The sequence below is a fragment of the Micromonospora sp. NPDC003816 genome (genome assembly GCF_042874705.1).
In the GTDB taxonomy this organism is placed as follows: domain Bacteria; phylum Actinomycetota; class Actinomycetes; order Mycobacteriales; family Micromonosporaceae; genus Micromonospora.
This window is the reverse complement of sequence record NZ_JBIANP010000003.1, coordinates 681,242-698,786: the sequence shown is the minus strand read 5'-3', so window position 1 is coordinate 698,786 and position 17,545 is coordinate 681,242. Positions and strand designations below refer to the sequence as shown.

Annotated in this window: 19 protein-coding genes and 1 pseudogene; 11 read left to right on the top strand and 9 right to left on the bottom strand. The window is 69.4% G+C overall.

Going from position 1 to position 17,545, the window contains the following annotated elements:
• Positions 1 to 4: 4 nt before the first annotated feature.
• Positions 5 to 949: an SDR family NAD(P)-dependent oxidoreductase gene (locus ACFYTT_RS14055; RefSeq protein ID WP_387259326.1), complete on the bottom strand. Its 945-nt coding sequence runs from the start codon at positions 947 to 949 to the stop codon at positions 5 to 7.
• A 109-nt stretch (positions 950 to 1,058) separates the two neighbouring features.
• Between ACFYTT_RS14055 and ACFYTT_RS14050 the strand changes: the two genes are divergently transcribed.
• A complete protein-coding gene (locus ACFYTT_RS14050; protein WP_176093853.1) occupies positions 1,059 to 1,724 on the top strand; it encodes a TetR/AcrR family transcriptional regulator in 666 nt (221 codons plus the stop codon).
• 34 nt (positions 1,725 to 1,758) lie between these two features.
• Positions 1,759 to 2,502 (top strand): hypothetical protein, encoded by a 744-nt coding sequence (locus tag ACFYTT_RS14045; protein ID WP_387259322.1) that lies wholly within the window; start codon positions 1,759 to 1,761, stop codon positions 2,500 to 2,502.
• Between the two features lie 106 nt (positions 2,503 to 2,608).
• On the opposite strand, the gene ACFYTT_RS14040 is transcribed toward ACFYTT_RS14045, so the two are convergent.
• Positions 2,609 to 3,574, bottom strand: coding sequence for a ketopantoate reductase family protein (locus ACFYTT_RS14040; RefSeq protein WP_131051222.1), 966 nt, complete (start codon positions 3,572 to 3,574; stop codon positions 2,609 to 2,611).
• Between the two features lie 85 nt (positions 3,575 to 3,659).
• Between ACFYTT_RS14040 and ACFYTT_RS14035 the strand changes: the two genes are divergently transcribed.
• From ACFYTT_RS14035 to ACFYTT_RS14015, 5 genes are all read left to right on the top strand, one after another.
• A complete protein-coding gene (locus tag ACFYTT_RS14035) occupies positions 3,660 to 4,229 on the top strand; it encodes a TetR/AcrR family transcriptional regulator (protein WP_176093850.1) in 570 nt (189 codons plus the stop codon).
• Between the two features lie 131 nt (positions 4,230 to 4,360).
• Positions 4,361 to 5,002: a TetR/AcrR family transcriptional regulator gene (locus ACFYTT_RS14030; protein WP_387259319.1), complete on the top strand. Its 642-nt coding sequence runs from the start codon at positions 4,361 to 4,363 to the stop codon at positions 5,000 to 5,002.
• On the top strand, positions 4,999 to 5,772 hold the full coding sequence (locus ACFYTT_RS14025) for an SDR family oxidoreductase (RefSeq protein ID WP_357212479.1): 774 nt from the start codon (positions 4,999 to 5,001) through the stop codon (positions 5,770 to 5,772). Before ACFYTT_RS14030 ends, ACFYTT_RS14025 begins: the two co-directional genes overlap by 4 nt.
• Positions 5,769 to 6,647 carry an ABC transporter ATP-binding protein gene (locus ACFYTT_RS14020; RefSeq protein WP_357212477.1) on the top strand — a complete coding sequence of 293 codons (879 nt, stop codon included), beginning with the start codon at positions 5,769 to 5,771 and terminating at the stop codon, positions 6,645 to 6,647. Before ACFYTT_RS14025 ends, ACFYTT_RS14020 begins: the two co-directional genes overlap by 4 nt.
• Before the next feature lie 16 nt (positions 6,648 to 6,663).
• On the top strand, positions 6,664 to 7,404 hold the full coding sequence (locus tag ACFYTT_RS14015; RefSeq protein WP_387259315.1) for an ABC transporter permease: 741 nt from the start codon (positions 6,664 to 6,666) through the stop codon (positions 7,402 to 7,404).
• Positions 7,405 to 7,443: 39 nt separating this feature from the next.
• On the opposite strand, the gene ACFYTT_RS14010 is transcribed toward ACFYTT_RS14015, so the two are convergent.
• Both ACFYTT_RS14010 and ACFYTT_RS14005 read right to left on the bottom strand, forming a co-directional pair.
• Entirely contained in the window at positions 7,444 to 8,193 is a 750-nt protein-coding gene (locus tag ACFYTT_RS14010; protein WP_176093845.1) for an SDR family NAD(P)-dependent oxidoreductase, read from the bottom strand.
• Between the two features lie 114 nt (positions 8,194 to 8,307).
• Positions 8,308 to 11,943, bottom strand: coding sequence for an endonuclease/exonuclease/phosphatase family protein (locus tag ACFYTT_RS14005; RefSeq protein WP_387259312.1), 3,636 nt, complete (start codon positions 11,941 to 11,943; stop codon positions 8,308 to 8,310).
• A gap of 315 nt (positions 11,944 to 12,258) precedes the next feature.
• On the opposite strand from ACFYTT_RS14005, the gene ACFYTT_RS14000 reads away from it, so the two are divergent.
• On the top strand, positions 12,259 to 12,741 hold the full coding sequence (locus ACFYTT_RS14000) for an RICIN domain-containing protein (RefSeq protein ID WP_161594883.1): 483 nt from the start codon (positions 12,259 to 12,261) through the stop codon (positions 12,739 to 12,741).
• 67 nt (positions 12,742 to 12,808) lie between these two features.
• Here ACFYTT_RS14000 and ACFYTT_RS13995 read toward each other — a convergent pair whose 3' ends face one another.
• From ACFYTT_RS13995 to ACFYTT_RS13980, 4 genes are all read right to left on the bottom strand, one after another.
• On the bottom strand, positions 12,809 to 13,780 hold the full coding sequence (locus tag ACFYTT_RS13995) for a zinc-binding dehydrogenase (RefSeq protein WP_131051213.1): 972 nt from the start codon (positions 13,778 to 13,780) through the stop codon (positions 12,809 to 12,811).
• 93 nt (positions 13,781 to 13,873) lie between these two features.
• Entirely contained in the window at positions 13,874 to 14,095 is a 222-nt protein-coding gene (locus tag ACFYTT_RS13990; RefSeq protein ID WP_387259309.1) for a hypothetical protein, read from the bottom strand.
• A gap of 2 nt (positions 14,096 to 14,097) precedes the next feature.
• Positions 14,098 to 15,300, bottom strand: a complete 1,203-nt coding sequence (locus ACFYTT_RS13985; protein WP_387259307.1) for a helix-turn-helix domain-containing protein — start codon at positions 15,298 to 15,300, stop codon at positions 14,098 to 14,100.
• Entirely contained in the window at positions 15,287 to 15,457 is a 171-nt protein-coding gene (locus tag ACFYTT_RS13980; protein WP_236145550.1) for a hypothetical protein, read from the bottom strand. Before ACFYTT_RS13980 ends, ACFYTT_RS13985 begins: the two co-directional genes overlap by 14 nt.
• A 141-nt stretch (positions 15,458 to 15,598) precedes the next feature.
• Here ACFYTT_RS13980 and ACFYTT_RS13975 point away from each other — a divergent pair, with 141 nt between their 5' ends.
• A complete protein-coding gene (locus ACFYTT_RS13975) occupies positions 15,599 to 16,357 on the top strand; it encodes a DNA-binding transcriptional regulator (RefSeq protein WP_131051210.1) in 759 nt (252 codons plus the stop codon).
• A gap of 62 nt (positions 16,358 to 16,419) precedes the next feature.
• On the opposite strand, the gene ACFYTT_RS13970 is transcribed toward ACFYTT_RS13975, so the two are convergent.
• Positions 16,420 to 16,665 (bottom strand): hypothetical protein, encoded by a 246-nt coding sequence (locus ACFYTT_RS13970; protein ID WP_387259305.1) that lies wholly within the window; start codon positions 16,663 to 16,665, stop codon positions 16,420 to 16,422.
• Between the two features lie 49 nt (positions 16,666 to 16,714).
• Between ACFYTT_RS13970 and ACFYTT_RS13965 the strand changes: the two genes are divergently transcribed.
• Positions 16,715 to 17,113, top strand: a complete 399-nt coding sequence (locus tag ACFYTT_RS13965) for a hypothetical protein (RefSeq protein ID WP_176095801.1) — start codon at positions 16,715 to 16,717, stop codon at positions 17,111 to 17,113.
• Positions 17,114 to 17,328: 215 nt separating this feature from the next.
• Positions 17,329 to 17,499 (top strand): annotated as a pseudogene (locus ACFYTT_RS13960) (excisionase family DNA-binding protein); the annotation flags it as partial.
• Between the last annotated feature and the right edge of the window lie 46 nt (positions 17,500 to 17,545).

The window sequence follows — 17,545 nt, the reverse complement described above, 5'->3', positions numbered from 1 at the left end:
GTTCTCAGGCAGCGCGCAGGCCGACGATGGGCGACTTCTGCGGAGGTTCGACGGCCGGGAACGTGACGCCGGTGAGGTCTTCGGAGACGGCCCAGAGCCGCTTCTGGACGGCCACCTCGTATGACTTCGGGCTGGAGGTGACCAGTCGGGGGTGGCCCATGACCTCGTTGCGTCCGCCGGGGCCGTAGTACTGGCCGCCGAGCACGGCGGGGTCGGTGGCGGCGCGCAGGGTCGGCAGCGCGCCCATCGCCGGTGACTGGGTGATCAGCGGGGCGAGCCAGGTGAGTGGGAGCCGGAGTGCCGCCGGGCTGTTGCGGGCGAGTTCGGTGCTGGACATGCCGGGGTGCGCGGCGACCGCGACGGTGGTGCCGTGCGGGGCGAGCCGGCGCTGCAACTCGTAGGTGAACAGGAGGTTGGCGAGCTTGGACTGGCCGTAGGCGGCGACCCGGCCGTACGACCGCTCCCAGTGCAGGTCGTCGAAGTGGATGTCGGCCCGGATGCGGTGGCCGACACTGCTGACCGTCACCACCCGTGAGCCGGGCACCGGCCGCATCAGGTCCAGCAGCAGCCCGGTGAGCGCGAAGTGCCCGAGGTGGTTGGTGCCGAACTGCAGCTCGAAGCCGTCGCGGGTGGTCTGCTTCGGGGTGTACATCACGCCAGCGTTGTTGATCAGCAGGTCGATCCGGTCGAGTCGGGACCGTAGCTCCCCCGCTGCGCTCCGGACGGAGTCGAGCGAGGTCAGGTCCAGTGCCTGCACGGTCACGTCCCCGGCGATCCGTGCTGCGGCCTGCTGGCCCTTCGTCACGTCGCGTACGGCGAGCACCACGGACGCGCCACGCTCGGCGAGCGCCTTCGCGGTCTCGTACCCCAGTCCGGTGTTGGCGCCGGTCACCACGGCGACCCGCCCGCGCTGGTCCGGGATGTTCGCCGTCGTCCACTTCTCGCTCATGCGAGGCTCCCCATCGATTTAGGTACCGGAGGTACTTTGTAGCGACGACGCTAAAGTACTTCCGGTACGTTGTCAACGTACCGGAGGTACCTAAGCTAGGCTGGCGATCGTGACCTTCCAGCGGGCGCGGACCGAGGAGCAGCGCGAGATCCGCCGACGGGCGATCCTCGACGCGGCGTCGGCGATGCTCGACGAGATGCCCGTGGCCTCGGTCACCCTGAACGAGCTGAGTCGCCGGGTGGGTCTGGCGAAGCCGAACGTGCTGCGCTACTTCGAGTCCCGCGAGGCGGTGCTGCTCGAACTGCTGGACCGCCACCTCCAGGAGTGGCTTGCCGACCTGGCCGGCGAGTTGGCCGACTCGGTCGACGACGACCTGCCCATGGCCGAGCGTGCGACGGCGGTGGCCGAGGTCCTCAGCCGCTCACTGGCCGCCCGAGTGGTGCTCTGCGACCTCTTCGGCGCACAGGTCGCCGTCCTGGAACACAACGTCTCCGTCGAGGTCGCCCTGCGCCACAAGCGCGCCTCGAAGGCGCACCTGGCCACCATGACCGCCCTGATCGAGAAGCGTCTGCCGGAGTTGGGCGAGACCGCCACGCTGTTCAGCCTGCAGACCATGGTCATGGCCGGCGCGCTGTCGGCGTACAGCACACCGCCGCCCAGCCTGGAGGCGGCCTACCAGGCCGAACCCGACCTGGCCCGCTTCCACATGGAGCTACGGGACTCCCTGAGGCTGGCACTGACCGCGACCCTCCTCGGCGTGCTACCCCGCCGCTGACGCCCGGCATGACGGCATCGGACATGATCGAGGCGTGGGTGACCTTGTGATCAATCTGCTGGCGAGCGTCATCGCCGGTACGGCGGTCTGGCTCTCGGGGTTTCTGTTACGTCGGCGCAAGCTGAACCGGGCACGGGCGTTCTTCGGCCTGACCGCCGGAGCGAGCTGCCTCCTGGTGGTCTCCCGGCACGCGTCGTCGCCGCGCGAGTTCAGCGTCCACCGCCGCGACGTCGCCGCACTGGTGGAGCTGGCCACCATCGCCCGGGAATGCGGCGCGCACGCGGACCGGGTCGGCGAGGACCAGCCGACCGGGGAGATCGGCCGGCTGACCGAGTTCTGCGTCGGCGGCCCCGGCGGTGCCAGCCCGCGCAGCGTCACGCACGTACGCGCGATCCTCCGTGGCGTGACGTACGAGATCTTCGACGAGGAGAAGCGTCGGGTGTCGTTCACGGTCGGCGGCACCGAGTACGTCTACCGCCCGGAGACCAGTTACGTCCTGCTCGCCCGGTTCTGGGGTCCGGTGGGTGGTCGCCCGGTGTTCTTCATCGGCGGCCTGACCGCCGGCAGCAACCTCGCCGCCGCCCGCTACCTGAGCACGCACCACCCGGAACTGGCCCGCACCTACGGCGCCGACCGGCCGTTCGCGCTGGTGCTGCGCATCATCGAGCCGGCCGCCTACGGCACCGACTTCACCGAGTTGGTCGCCGACGTCACCGACGTGGCGTTCCAGCCGGATCCGCAGCCGGCGCAGCCGACGCAAGGAACGCAGCCGGCGTAGGCGGCGTAGGCGGCTCCAGACTCGGTGACGCGCGGCGTCGCATGTAAGGAGGGGTCCCCTGCTATACACCAGGCGTTAGCAGGGGACCCCTCCTTACATGCACCGACTACGCAGCCGCCGCCGTTCCCGCCGTCGTCGCGTCGGTGAAGTAGGGCTCGGCCGCCTCCAGCCGGGGCACCCGTATGCCGAGCCGGCGCGCCTCCGCCAGCGTGTCGCGGCAGACCGCGCGCAACTCCTCGGGGTTGGCGTGCGCCGTCGTCACCCTGCGCGCCGGCGGGAATCGGCCCATCATCCAGGCGAGTGCCGGCGCGGCCAGCCAGACGGGTCCGGTGAACGGCAGCAGCGAGGACCGATGCCGCCGCAGGTCGACGCCCCGCGCCTCGACCAGCGGTAGCAGCTCGCGGACGGCGAGGATCGCCTCGCGCATGTCGCCCCGCGTCAGCGTGGACAGGGAACCCCGCCGCAGGCTCTGCGTGTGCAGACCCGCGTTCTGGACGAAATGGACCGCCAGCCAGCCCCGGAAGTCGGAGTTCTCCTGGGTCCGGAACCCGGCCCCGCGAAACACCTCGCGGACGGCCCGCTCCCGCTCGGTCGGCGGCCGGTCGAGCGTACCGAGGAAGACCATCGGCAGCAGGGACGCCCGCAGCACCCCGTCGTCGCCGAACCCTCCGCCGGCCCCGGGAAAGCCCCAGGCCACCTGCTCGGTGGGGAGATGCTCGATCGCGGTGAGCGGCTCGACCCACAGGTTGTTGAAGACGAGCACGGTGGCCCCGCCCACGCGTGGCCCCAGGAACGCCGCCGCCTCGGCGAAGCCGTAGTGCTGCACACTCAGCACGATCAGGTCGAAGTCATGGTCCGGCTCCAGCGACTCGCGGAGGCGCACCGGCCACTTCTCCACGACCCGCTTCCCCCACGGCCGCCGTCGCGCGTCCAGCAGATCAACGTCGATCGTGTCCCCGTACGTCGCCGCACGCCCCGGCCGGACGTAGAACTCGACATGGTGCCCGGCCCGTTCCAGGGCCCACCCATAGGCTGCACCGACAACGCCCCGGCCGAACATCAAGATCTTCACGCGCCACCTCGTACCCTATAATTGGAGATTGCCTCCACTTCCAAAAATATGGAGACAGTCTCCACTTGTCAACCTGGGACCTCACGTGACCGACGCCAAGCCGCTCCGCGCCGACGCCCGCCGCAACCGCGAAGCCCTGATCGCCAAGGCCCGCGAACTCTTCGCCAAGAACTGCTTCAACCTGCGCTTCGACGACTTCGCCAAGCTGGCCGGCGTGGGCACCGGCACGCTCTACCGCCACTTCCCCACCCGGGAGGCCCTGGCCGAGGCGGTCTACCGCGAAGAACTCGCCGCGCTGTGCGACCGCGCCCGCGAGCTGCACGCCGCCCTCCCCGCCGACGAGGCGCTGGAGTCCTTCCTGCGCGGCTTCGTAGCCCACCTGGACGCCCACGAGGGTCTCGCCCGCACCCTCGCGACGCTCATGACGACCCGCTCGGAGACCCTGGCCGAGGGCGCCCAGGCCCTGCACCAGGTCATCGCCGACCTCCTGACCGACGCCGCCGAGGCCGGATCCATCCGCGACGACGTGAGCGCCGACGCCGTCATGATCGCCATCAACGGCATCTGCGCGGCCTACGACCACCCGAGCTTCCGCACCAATGCGGACCAGGTCCTGACGCTCGTCGTCGACGGCCTCCGTCACACCGCACCCTGAGCGGCATCCCGGCACCCGACCTACGCACAACTCGCCCGCGCGGCGGGTGCGCGGTCCTCGGAGCGACCCACAGATCCCGGCGGAACTGGCTGCACTGACGGGCCGTTGGCAGTGCGTGCTAAATTTTGGCCATGGTGCCAAAACCTGATCACGACGGCCAGCCACGCTCCTTCATCGAGGAGGCGCGGCGGGCGCAGATCGTGAACGCCGCCGTGGAGACCATCGCTGAGGTCGGCTATCACCGCGCGTCGATGGGCAAGATCGGTGCCCGGGCGGGTATCAGCCGTGGGCTGATCTCGTACCACTTCGCGGGGAAGTCCGAACTGATCACGCAGGTCGTCACCACCGTCTACGCCGACGCCGCAGCGTCCATGGCACCGGTGATCGATGCCGAGACCACACCGGCAGGCCAACTACGGGCCTACATCAGCTCGAACCTGGGATACATGCGCGTCCACCCGGCCCGGATGATCGCCCTCGTCGAGATCCTCACCAGCGGCGGCCTGGCCGATGTGTCCGACGCCGACCCCGCCGAATTCGACCGGCAACTGCTGTTGCCGCTGGAGCACCTGTTGACGGCGGGGCAGGAATGCGGCGACTTCCGGGACTTCGACGTCACCGTCATGGCCCGGATCGTGCGCGGCGTGATCGACGCCGTGCCCACCGCGCTCTCCCGCGATCCCGCCCTCGACATCGACCGTTACGTGCGGGAGATCACCACCGCCATCGACCACGCCACCCGGCCGGTCCCGTCCCGCACGGAGAAGACATGAACCCCCTCGACGGCACAGTCGCACTCGTCACCGGTGGCGCCAGCGGAATCGGTGCGGCCATCGCCCGTCGCTTCGCGGCCGGCGGCGCCCGCGTCGTCATCGCCGACGTCGATCCGGCCGGTGAAGCGGTCGCCCGGGAGGTTGCCGGCGCCTTCGTGCGTACCGACGTCGCCCGGCTGGCCGACAACATCGCCGCCGTCCAGGCCGCGACCACGCACTTCGGCCGCCTCGACGTCGCCGTGCTGAACGCCGGAATCGGTGAACAGGGCAGCTTCACCGACGATTTCCGGCCCGAGCACTACCGCGACCTGGTCTCGGTCAACCTCGACGGGGTGGTCTACGGGCTGCACGCCGCTCTGGGGGTGTTCACCGCGCAGGGATCCGGCGCGATCCTGGCCACCTCCAGCCTGGCCGGCCTGAGCGAGAGCCCGATGAACCCGCTCTACGCCGCCACCAAACACGCGGTGATCGGGCTGGTCCGCTCCGTCGCGCCGATCGTGGCCGCCCGGGGCGTCACCGTCAACGCGCTGTGCCCCACCTTCGTCGACACCCCGATCCTGGGGGAGGCGGTCCCCTTCATCAGCGACCTGGGAGTGGCCGTCCTGTCTCCCGGTCGGGTCGCCGAGGTCGCCGAGCTGGTGCTGACACGCGGCGGGACCGGGCAGGCGTGGCCGGTCGTACCGCACGGTGAGCCGAGCCCGTTCGCCTTCCCCGACCTTCCGTCGATCATGTCCGACCCGCACCGACAGGTCCCGGAGGCCGCCGCATGACCGTCCTCGCCCACGTACGCGACCTCACCCGCCGCTACCACGACAAGGCCGCGCTGGACGGTGTGTCCCTGGACATCCCGGCCGGGCAGGTACTCGGACTGCTGGGCCCCAACGGTGCCGGAAAGTCCACCCTGATCAACGTCATGACCGGCCTGCTCCGGCCCAGTTCCGGCAGTGTCGAGCTGTGCGGCGGTGACCCGCGCAGCGAGTCGACCCGACGCATGATCGGCGTGACGCCGCAGGAGACCGGGCTCCCGGAGACCTGGCGGGTCGCCGAACTGGTGGACTTCGTCTCGGCGCACTTCCCCGATCCGGTGGACCGGGCCGAACTACTCGACCGCTTCGACCTCACCTCGTTGGCCGACCGGCAGGCCGGCGGTCTTTCCGGCGGACAGCAGCGGCGGGTCGCGGTCGCGCTGGCCTTCGCCGGGCGGCCCCGGCTGGTGTTCCTGGACGAACCCACCACCGGTCTCGACGTGGACGCCCGGCGGGCGCTGTGGGACGGCATCCGGTCCTTCCACGCCGACGGCGGAGCCGTGCTGCTGACCAGCCACTACATCGAGGAGGTGGAGGCACTGGCCGACCGGGTGGTGGTGATGGACCAGGGCCGGGTCATCGCCGACGGCGGTATCGCCGAGATCCGTGGCCGGGTACGGCTCAAGCGGGTCACACTGACCGACCCGGTGCTGCCCGCACTCAGCGGAGTCGCCTCGATCGAGCCGGACGACGACCGCGCCCATCTGCTCACCAACGATGCCGCCGCGCTGGTCCGGGAACTGGTGACCGCCGGCGCGTCCTTCACCGACATCGAGATCGAATCCGCCTCGCTGGAGGACGCCTTCCTGGCGATCACCGGCGATCGGCGGACCACCTGACCGGAAAGGCCGTTCGATGTCCTCCTTGACCATGACCTACACGCGGCGGAACCTCGCCGACACCATCCGGACGCCCACCATGTTCCTGACCGTGGCACTGGTTCCGGTCGGAGTCATGGTGTTCTTCGTCGTACCCTTCATCGGCCAGGACCCGGTGGCGATCACCTCGGCCACCGCGACCCTGGTGGTGTTCGGGGTGCTCATGGCCTGCGTCGGTCACTTCAGCGTGGCGATCGCGGCGCAGCGGGAGTCGGCCTGGGGAAACTACCTGCGCACCCTGCCCGGTGGAATCGGGCCGCAGATGTCCGGCTATCTGCTGGTCGGGCTGGCGGTCGTCGCCGCGGCGGTCATCCCGATCCTGCTGGTGGCCGGCGTGTTCACCGCCGCCTCGGCGCCGCCGTCACGGGTACTGCTGGCGGCGGGGGCGCTGATGGTCGCGGTGGTGACCTTCACCCTGCTGGGGCTGGCGATGGGCTACCTGATGTCGATGCGGGTCGCCGCCCTCGCCAACAGCGTCGGCTTCCTGCCGCTGGCGGTGGCCGGCGGGATGTTCTTCGACGACGCGGACACGCCGAAGATCATCGAGCAGATCGCACCCTTCGTACCCACCCGGGGCGCGACCGACCTGGTGCTGGTCGCGCTCACCGGGGAGTCCGTCGGGCCACTGTCACTGGTGATGCTCGCGGTCTGGATCACGGTCCTCGCCGGACTCACCGTCTGGGGCCACCGCCGCGATCAGGTCCGCCGGTTCACCTGAGGCCGCACCCCTCTCCCACCCTCGGGTGTGGCGTGCCCGTCATTGCGGCAGACCCTGGTAGTCGGCCGGGCCGGCGATCTGCCCACCGTCGCCCGCCACCTCGCTGCCGGTGACGAACGTCGAGTCGTCGCTGGCGAAGAAGAGGACGATCCGGGCGATGTCGTCCGGCTGCCCGACCCGGCCGAGCGCGACGTTGCTCGTGTCGAACGTGACGCCTTCGGTCATCGGCGTCTGGATCTGGCCGGGGTGCACCGCGTTCACACGGATCCCGTGGACGCCCAACTCCAGCGCGGCGGTCTTGGTCAGGCCCCGTACGCCCCACTTCGACACCACGTAGCCGGACATCCTCGGCACGCCCTGGAGAGCGCCGACGGAGCCGATGTTGACGATCGATCCGCCGCCGGCCCGCTTCATCGCCGGGACGACGGCCTGGATGCCGTTGAAGACACCGATCAGGTTGACGTCCAACGTGCGCTGCAACCGCGCGGCGTCCCACTGCTCCAGTGGAGCGGGGTCGGCGATGCCGGCGTTGTTGACCAGGATGTCGACGGAGCCGAAGCGCTCCTCCGTCCGCCCGACGAGGGCTGCCCACTCCTCTGCCGACCGGACGTCGAGTCTCTCGGCGACGGCCTGCGGCCCGAGTTCCGCGGCGAGCGCCTCCGCCACGGTGCGGTTGACGTCGGCGATGACCACGTGGGCGCCTTCCGTCACGAACCGTCGGACGGTTGCCGCTCCCATCCCCATCGCTCCGCCCGTGACCAGAGCGGTCTTACCCTGGAGCCGTTCCATGGCGATTTCCTTCCTCCCGCACCAACGGCGCGGGAATCTCATGTCGTCGATATCGGTGCGCCGGCTGAGGCAGCCCCAGGCGCCCTGCCCGGCCTGGGGCCGCCTCGACGTGAGTCAGTCCGCCCAGCGCCAGTTCTCGACGCCGTCGGAGCCGGCGAACTCCACCGTGAGCTGGGCGTGGACCCCGTGGTCGGTCAGGTACAACGGAACCGGTGCACCGTGGAACCCGGTCATGTTGTAGATGCTCATCGAGTCGGTGTCCTGGTGCATGCACCACACCTGGCCGTCGCTGTTCGGCGCGTACGGCTCCAGTACCACCTGCCCACCCGGCAGCGGCTCCGTCCCGCCGGGCGACGACGTCAGGTACTCGTCACCGAAGAGCAGATGGAAGCAGCGGTCGGCACCCCGCTGGCCGACGAAGATCGGCTCCCAGCCTTCGGTCGCCGTGTCGTTCGGCAGCAGCCGCACCGGTCGATTCTCGACGCCGTCCGGATCGGCGACATCGATCTCGGTCTCCCCTTGCGGCGACGTCGCCACGTGCCGGATCTCCCGCCGTTCCCCGACCTCGGTCTGGGAGGCGAAGAACCAGAGCTGCTCCGCCGAACCGTCCGCGTCCCGGACACCCAGCTGGAAGTCACCGGGCGTGATGGCGGTGAGCAGTTGTCCGTTCACGTGGTTCCGCAGCGTCCACGCGCCGTTGTCGGCGATGATCGGCCGCCACAACTGGTCGAGCCTCCGTGCCGAGCTGAGCGTGGCGCGGGAGTTCGGCGCGCTGCTCTCCAGCCCGATGTACCGGCCGTCCGCCACGTTCTGTAGCCGCAGGTGACCGTCGAACTCGTAGTCCCAGTCCAGCCGCCACCGCTGGTCCCGTCCCGCGTCATAGGCGGTGTCCGGAACCAGCGGGCCACCGCCCGGCTCGACGTCGGCCACGTTCGTGGTGGCGGCGTTGCGCAGCAACGCCAGGCCCGGCAGCGTCGGAGTGGCAAGCGGTGGGTTCTCCGCAGCCGCGCGCAGCGTCAGGCTGTACCGGACGGGAAAGTGATCCGAGGAGACGGTCGTCGTCAGTGTCCTGGCGTTGAGCAGGGTCGGCGCCCCGCCCCCGAAATCCGTCACCCCGTAGTCATAACTGTGCGTCGGATTCTGGGTGGGATGCGTGTGCTGAGGCGGATCCATCACTCCGAACTGTTGCGCAGGCAGCGCGTTACGGAGATTGTTCGGTTCCCGGTTGAAGTCGCCGAGCACGATCCATTCGTAAGGACCGTTCGGGCCCGGGTTGTTCTGCATGTGCGTACGAATGTTCTGCAGCAGAGCTGGCGTGTCGGGGCCGCCGGGCGACCAGCCGTGCACGGTGAAGAACACCGTCTCGCCGCGCCGCACGCCGAGAGCGGGACGGGAGCCGTTGAGTCCGGCGGCGACCACGATGACCTCGTCCGCCGGCTCTCGGGTGGCCACCGCCAGGTTGACCCGCCCGAAGCCCGCCGGTGAGGTGTCGGTGTGCAACCAGTACAACCTCGCGCTACCGGGGCGCCCTTCGCTGCCCCAGCGGTACTCATCGACGGTCGGGAATCCCGGGCCATTCGGGACATTGCCTCGATCGTAGACATTCTGCTGGTGCTGGGCTAGACGGGTCATGCCCGGCGAGGGCACTCCGGCTTCCTGCAGAGCTACGACGAATGCCTGGCTCTGCGTGAGGAAGCTCCTCACCTCTTGGTACTTGTTCTGGTAGCTGCCATCCGCCGCGGACCCCGCTCCCTGCATGTTCCAGGTGATGACCTCCTGGCGGTTCTCGTCCCGGGGATCGAGCTGGCCGACGTCGCGGAGGAACAGGGAGGGCCACCGCTCGTTGCGGACGACGACGCCCTGGCCGTCGAAGGTCGCGGTCTCCCGCCCGGCCCAGTCCTTGATCGGTGCGCCGCCCTGGCTCAACGGGGCGAACGCGCGCGGGTTGTTCGCGTCGGAGCCGAACTGGTAGATCGCGCTGCTGTTGCCGCTACCCACCGAGTAGGGCGCGTACGGCAGGAACGGGCCGCCGGGCGTGGACTGCTTGATCAGGGTGTTCTGGTGGAAGACGTTCTGCGGGCCGGAGGCACCGGACCACTTGATCGCCTTGGCCGCCGCCGCCCACCAGATCGGGAACCAGGTGCCGTCCTCCAGCTCGCCGCCCTCACCGCCGCAGTTCGCGGTGCAGTTGCCGGACCGGTGCTCGTACGGCACGCGTACGGTGTTGCCCTCGAACAGGTTGTACCGTTCCCAGCCGCCGTGCAGGTTGAGGTCGGAGTCGAGGTCGTTGCGGAACGCCACGTTGCCGCTGGCCGACCACTGGAACGTGAAGTGCCGCAGGTTCCGGCTGGTGTTGTAGGCCCAGAGCGAGTCCCACACCCGGCTGCCGCGCAGGTAGCCGTTGCCGCCCTTGCCCTTGTTCCACGCGCCGTCGAAGGTGTTGTGCTCGATCTGCAGGTTGCGGGCGACCTCCGTGACGACCGGGTGCGAGCCGGTCATCGTGCCGGTCAGTCCGCGCACCCAACTGTTCGCGGCCCACTTGAAGGCGAGGCCGTGCATGGCGTACTCGGGCGCGAGGTTGCCGTAGTTGTGCACCGCGTCGCTCGGCGGCGTGGTGTAGCGACCACCGCCGTGCTTCGGCATGTCCAGCAGTTCCTGGCTGAAGGCGAAGTTCTCGAAGCCGACCCCTTCGACCACGCGCAACGGCGTGATCTTGCTGGTGTAGGCGGTGCTGCCGATCGGCGCCGAGCCGTCCGACGTCGAGTCGACCGGCACGTCGTACTCCAGCGGCCGGTCGAGGGTCACGGTCTTGCGGGTGCGGTCCACCTGGACCGCCCGGAACATCTGCTGGCGCATGTGCAGGTTCTCGCGGACGCCCGGGTCGTCCGGCGACAGGCCCTGCTGCTCGTAGAAGTTCCGGCTGTTCGCGGCGCCGACCCAGACGTAGCCACCGACGACGAACCGGTCCATCTTCGCCGCCGCGTCGATGTGGATCACAGAGCGCCCGGTACGGGCCGAGAAGCCCGGGTCGCCGGAGGCCGCAGCCAGTTTCACGCCCGAGGCCCAGTGCTGGTTGATCGACCCCTCGAACAGGTCCTTGCGGTTGCGCGGTGCGGTGGTCCACTCGTCCAGGTACCGCTCGGCGACCTCGCGGGTCTGCACCTTGAACAGCGCACGACCGGGCCAGATCCAGCCGCCCCTGCCCTCGTCGGGGGCGGTGCCCCAGATCATCGAGTCCTGGTGCCACCGGCTGCCGTCGGCGGTCAGCGTGTCGTACCGGGTGTCGGCGCCCGGCCGGAAGACGACGCGGGTGCCGCCGTCGCCCGCACCCTGACCCCGCAGGATCAGGAAGCTGGCGTCGACGTAGATCTGCCGGGTGATGTCGATCCGCCCGGCGGGCAGGGTGATCAGGGAGAGCCGGCGGTGGTTGCCCGAGGGCGAGCAGGAGTCCTTGATCTGGTCGATCGCGGCCTGAAGGCCGCTGCTGTCGTCGATGCTGTCGTTCGCGCGGACGCCGAACTCGCTGGCGAGCCGAGCCGTGCTGATCGTGCAGGCGCCACCGGCCAGGTCGCCGTCGGACGGCAACGGCGCGCCACCCAGATAGCCCGCGCGGGACCAGTCGGGCATCCCGGCGACGGGCTCGATCCGGTTGGCAGCGGTCAGGTTCGCGGCGGTCGGGTCGACGGCGGCTGTCTGGACCGCCGCCGCCGGTGCTGTCGCCTGGGCCGGGGAGGGGGCCAGCACCGCCACCGGTATCAGCAGCAGCGTCGATAGTGCTCGGACGAAGCGCGCTATGGATTTCCCACGCGCGGTGGATCGAATTTCCCGCATACCGATGACGACGATCCGGGCGGTCGATGGTTCACGTGACCGACAACACTTATTCGCCGCTACGACACCACTCGCCCAAAGTTCACTACAGATCTTGTGTAGAGGGTCACCGGATCGAAACTTGCGCCGACAACAACCGTGTCGATGTAATGACTGCCGCCGCCGTCCACAAAGCTCACTATTCAGCGTGAGCAACCACGGCGAATGTCATCACCTCATCCGGGAGACCGCAGAATGATCCGTAGCAAGTCCGCCGGGGCGCTGTTCACCATGGTGATCACCCTCCTCGCCAGCCTCATGACGGTGATCGCCGCGCCACAGGCGGCGTCCGCCGCAGCGGCGCCCGTGTACCACCTGCGCAACGTGCAGACCGGGCTCTGCCTGGACAGCAACTCGTCGGGCACCGTCTACACCCTGGCCTGCAACGGCGGAAACAACCAGAAGTGGTACGACCTGCCCGCCGCCCCCATCGTCCACCGATACATCATGGTGAACGTCGCCACGGGTCGATGCCTCTCCACCAACTACAACGGCGACCTCTACACCGCAGCGTGCGAGAACAGCCAGCCGCTCCAATTCTGGTACTTCCTCACGCAGCCGTCGCGAGTGGCGAACGAATTGACCGGCCGGTGTGCCGACAACAATTACAGCGGATGGGCCTACGCCGAACCGTGCAACAACGGCAATTACCAGAGGTGGCACAAGAACTGGCTCTGACCGCACGGAGCAGGGGCTGCGTCGGGTCCGTGATGCCCCGACGCAGCCCGGTCGGTTTCCGAGGCGCTCAGATCAGTAGCAGGGTCTTCCCCACTGCGGTGCGGTTCTCGATCGCCGCGTGGGCATCGGCGGCACGTTCCAACGGAAAGGTCTGCCCGATGACCGGCCGCACCACTCCCGCCGCCGCCCGGGCGAACATCTGCTCCGCCCACCGCGCCACTTCCGGCCCGAACCCGAACAACTGCTCGATGCCGATCACCTCCACACCCCTGCGACGCGCCTCGGCGGGCTCGATGACCGTGGCCTCGCCGCTGGACGCACCGTGCACCGAGAACCGACCGCCACGGGCCGTCACCTCGAACGCGGCCCGCCCGATCGGGCCGCCGACACCGTCGAACACCACATCCGCTCCCCTGCCGCCGGTCGCTTCGAGGACCCGCCCGGCCCAGCCCGGTTCGGAGTAGTCGACCACCGCGTCGGCGCCCAGGCCCCTGACCACATCGAGCTTCCGGGACCCGCGCGCAGCTCCGACCACCCTCGCGCCCGCCGCACGGGCGAGCTGCACCAACAGGCTGCCCACCCCACCTGCCGCCGCTTCGACGAGAACCCACTCACCGGCGCCGATCGTGGCGTGCTCGACCAACCCCTGCGCCGTGCTGCCGTCGCTGTACAGGGCGGTGGCCTCCGGGAGACCCAGGCCGTCCGGCACCGGAAACAGATCCCCGACCAGCGCCACCACCTGCTCGGCGAAACCGCCGGTCTCGCGCGTGCGGGCCAGAACGCGCCGTCCCCGCCACGCCGGATCCACCTGCGCACCGACCGCGCTCACCAGCCCGGCGACCAGAGTTCCCGGCACGTACGGCACCTCCGGCCGTTCATGCCACCTGTCGGTGCCACGCCGGATCTGCGTCTCGACGAACGTCATCCCCGCCACCGCGACGCTGACCACGACCTGGTCCGGTCCGGCCACCGGATCTGGCACCTGAGCCGGCACCAGCACCTCGGGTCCCCCGAAACGAACTACCTGGACCACTCGCATTCCACCCGCTCCCGTCCGTTCGCCGACGCGAACATCGAGAGCATGCAACCTGACGTCAGGTTGAGGTCAACCGATGCAGGTCGACGACCGCAGTCAGCCGGAGTCACCCTCTTCCGGCTGTCCTGCGGTACTCCACAGCCGTGTTTCCTTCGCCGATCGGAGGACGTCCCGCGCGGCGGCAGCCACTGGACAGTCCGCCGTGCGGCAGTTCGGGCAGTAGCCGTCGGGGCCGGGTTGGTGGTCGCGCAGTACCCAGCGGGCGGTCAGGATCAGTCGGTTGCGGATCTGGGCCAGGGACAGGAACGGCGCGGTCATCCTCAGCCCACCCCGATGGTGGCGGCGAGGTGCACAAGCGTGGTCGGCGCGGTGGGGTCGCGGACGATCTGCGCGAGTACGTCCCGGCCCGCCGGACGGTGCCGGACCTCGGCCGGCGCCATCCGATCGGCCTCCACCAGTGCCCGGCCGGCGTTGATCGGATCATCGGTGTGCAGGTACGCGCGAGCGGCGTCGATCAGGTGCCCGGCGCGGTACTCGACGGGCAACCACCGCCAACCGTCCCGGTCGGTCGCCTTCTCATGCCACGCCACCGCGTCGCCGCCGTCGCCCAACTCCACCGCTGCGCTCACCCTGGCCGCCTGCACCGCCGTGGGCCCGAACCCGGTGCGGTGGTGATCGTGCCCGTCACCGACCTGAGCGGCCAACGCTGCCGCCTCGTCGAGCAGATCAGCCACCGCCGTCTCGTCGCCTGATCGGGCGGCAGCCAACGCCGCCTGCACCAACAGGGTCCCGCCCAGCGACAGTTCCTCAGGCGGGCCGTCCTCGATGGCCGGAGGCACGATCCGGTAGGCGGCGGCCAACATCGCCGACCTGGCCGCCCGCACCTGCCCACACCCCCGCAGCACCTGACCGAGCTGCACCGCTGCCGCAGCCACCAGGATGCGGTCCCCGGTGGCAGCGGTCATCGCCCGATCGACCGCCAGCCACGCCAGATCCGGCTCACCCATCTTCACCAACAGCGACGCGGTGATCCGGTACGCCTCCACCAGCGGCCCCCGACCCGCCACCGGGTCCGCCGCGTGAGCGTGCTCGACGTCGGCCAGCAACTCCGGCAGCCGGTCGGCCACCCGCTCGTAGCGGGCGTGCTGGAAAGTCGTCCAGACGTAGGCGACCTGCCGGTCCACCTGCGCGCCGGACGGCAGCGGTCGACTGCCCGCCGGTCGGCCGAGGGGAATCGCGTACCGCGACAGGGCCGCGCGGACCCGTTCGACGTCTGCGGTCCGGTCGGACACATCCGTGGGCTGGACGTCCCGGCCCAGCAGCACCGCCGCGTCGATACGCAGGACCGTCGCGACCTCCTGAAGCGTGGACACCTTGTCCAGCGAGCGCACTCCCCGCTCAACCTTGTCCACCCAACTCTTCGACTTCCCCAACCGATCGGCGAACACCTGCTGCGACAGCTTCCGCCGCCCCCGCCAGTACGCCACCCGCCGCCCCACCGGCAACAGCTCAACGACGCCCACGACGCCACCGCCGATCCGGCACCGCCCGCGTGGTCTCCTCCACCGGGATTCGATCCGCCTCCGCCTCGGCCAACAGCCGACGCTTCGCCGCCTCCCGCTCGGCCGCCTGGATCTGCTCACCCCGACTGACCGCCGGCTCGTCGCCTTTACCCGGCATCCTTGACCTCCGCCTGTAGGAAGCGGCGGCACGCTGACCGTCGCAGATCCACAGTGACGTCGGGATGTCACCTGTTGCGACGGCACAAGACCCGACAAATCAACCACATAGCCGGCGACATTTGGGCGACATGACGCTAGGGTGACGGTCATGACCGCCCCCAACACCGCGTTGCGCGCTGTCCGCACCGGCATGCGGATGAGCCAGGACGACTTCGCTCGCGCGCTCCAGGCCGCGGGCCACCGCGTCGGCGAGCCCAATGACGCCAACAAGCGACTCGTCCAGCGATGGGAGTCCGGCACGATCGCCGCGCCGCGCCCCGTCTACGCCCGCGCGCTGGAAGTCGTCACCGGGCTACCCATCTCACTCTTGGGCTTCGCAGCGGTACCCAACGGGCATGTCGCTGACGACGACCACGGCGGCCACGACCTGACTTCTCCCGTGTCCAGCCTGGCTACGCCGACACCGACGTCCAAGCCCACGACAACCGGCCGTTCGTACGAAGGCGTGTGGCTCAGCCGCTACCAGTTCTACTCCAGCGGGCGGGGGGACTCCTTCGCTGGACAACACTTCGTGGTGCTGCTCCAGCACGGCGATCGATTGACGGCACGCAGCCTGCCTGGCTCGGCGTCCTCGTCTCTCTCGCTGGACCTGACTCTGGACGGTGCCGTCGTCACCGGCACCTGGGTAGAGCAGACCGACCCGACCGGCTACTACCGGGGCGCCCGGTACCACGGGGCAATCCAGCTCATCGCCGAGCCGACCGGTCGACGGATGGCCGGAAAGTGGATCGGCTTCGGCAAGGACATGGACGTGAACACCGGCCCGTGGGAACTTGTCTTCCGCGACGCCTCGACGTCTAAAGCGACACTTGATCGCTACAACACGTCGGCGGGGTAGGTCGCTGCTGGTCCGGAAGCCCATCCTCGTCCACCCATGTGTGCCGGTCGTCACCCAGCTAGTCACTCATCGACGTCGGCACTCCTCACGGAAGCCCCGAAGTCATCGGGCCTCAGCCGCCGTAGAAGCTCGTAGCGCTCGACGAAGGCGTCAACCGCTCGTTGGAGACTGCATTCCTCGGCCTGGCGGATCGCCATTTTCGCTAGGAGGTGCCGCCCTTGCACGGTGAGGCCGTCGATCGGCTGCCAAGGGTGCACGCGGTCATCATGCAGGACGACTGTCATCTTGGGAATCGCGGTGATCCGCACCGTGGATAGCCCTCCCCACCCGGCAGACGCCATCGTTACGCTGCGCGCCATGACTAGACGACCCACGGAAGACTGGGGCCGCGAAGTGGAGGACCAGAAGGGTCGCATCGCCGTAGGCACCCTTGCTGAGCACGATGCCTGGGCTCTGCACCTATGGCCAGAACCCTTCATCGCTGCTATCGATGCTGCTCTTGACGCCTACGAAGCGGACGTGCGTGCGCTCTCAGCGCCCTCCGACGCCGAGATCTTCGCACCGGTCAAGCGGGTCGTCATGGCGCTCAATGCAATCGACGAGGGACACGGAAGCAGGATCGAGACCGGCGAGCGCGAAAGCCTGTGCGAGTACATCGACGATGCACTGAGCGAGGTAGGCGTCGATGTCGATGGCCTCACCCATCGGCGAGGCATCGACCGGGCGGAACTTACCGACGAGTGGCGCGACTGGTGAGGCGCTGACACAGCCAGCAGGGCCCTGCCAACTCGTCGCCGTCGACCCGCCCTTGCGGGGTCGGGCAGCCACGTCAAGACGGCCTTCACACACGTTGACGCTGGCGGCTCCCGGTAATGGTCTGCTCGGCCGGCACGGTCCGGCCACCCCACCTCGGGAGCGCAACCGCATCGGCCGGGAGGAACTCGCCCACAAGACGTCGTCGGGGTGGCGGCATGACCCGACCTCTCACCCCCGCTGGTACTCACCTGCTGAGATAACCGCCCTGCTCGGCTTCGGCATCTCCAACGTCAGAATGAAGATCGCTCACCGGCGAACTGCACTCCACCAAGGACGGCAGGTACCGCCGCATCCCGCCCGAACGGGTCGACGACCACATCCGCGACAACACCCGCGCGGACCGACGCACCGCAACCACCGCACCGTGGGGGC

What these genes read in the sequence shown, in the direction of transcription:
- ACFYTT_RS14010 (WP_176093845.1), bottom strand. Translation starts at nt 8,193, where the DNA reads ATGGAACGGCTCCAGGGTAAGACCGCTCTGGTCACGGGCGGAGCGATG.
- ACFYTT_RS14015 (WP_387259315.1), top strand. Translation starts at nt 6,664, where the DNA reads ATGTCCTCCTTGACCATGACCTACACGCGGCGGAACCTCGCCGACACC.
- ACFYTT_RS13980 (WP_236145550.1), bottom strand. Translation starts at nt 15,457, where the DNA reads ATGCCGGGTAAAGGCGACGAGCCGGCGGTCAGTCGGGGTGAGCAGATC.
- ACFYTT_RS13965 (WP_176095801.1), top strand. Translation starts at nt 16,715, where the DNA reads ATGACTAGACGACCCACGGAAGACTGGGGCCGCGAAGTGGAGGACCAG.
- ACFYTT_RS14055 (WP_387259326.1), bottom strand. Translation starts at nt 949, where the DNA reads ATGAGCGAGAAGTGGACGACGGCGAACATCCCGGACCAGCGCGGGCGG.
- ACFYTT_RS14025 (WP_357212479.1), top strand. Translation starts at nt 4,999, where the DNA reads ATGAACCCCCTCGACGGCACAGTCGCACTCGTCACCGGTGGCGCCAGC.
- ACFYTT_RS14030 (WP_387259319.1), top strand. Translation starts at nt 4,361, where the DNA reads ATGGTGCCAAAACCTGATCACGACGGCCAGCCACGCTCCTTCATCGAG.
- ACFYTT_RS13995 (WP_131051213.1), bottom strand. Translation starts at nt 13,780, where the DNA reads ATGCGAGTGGTCCAGGTAGTTCGTTTCGGGGGACCCGAGGTGCTGGTG.
- ACFYTT_RS14020 (WP_357212477.1), top strand. Translation starts at nt 5,769, where the DNA reads ATGACCGTCCTCGCCCACGTACGCGACCTCACCCGCCGCTACCACGAC.
- ACFYTT_RS13990 (WP_387259309.1), bottom strand. Translation starts at nt 14,095, where the DNA reads ATGACCGCGCCGTTCCTGTCCCTGGCCCAGATCCGCAACCGACTGATC.
- ACFYTT_RS14000 (WP_161594883.1), top strand. Translation starts at nt 12,259, where the DNA reads ATGATCCGTAGCAAGTCCGCCGGGGCGCTGTTCACCATGGTGATCACC.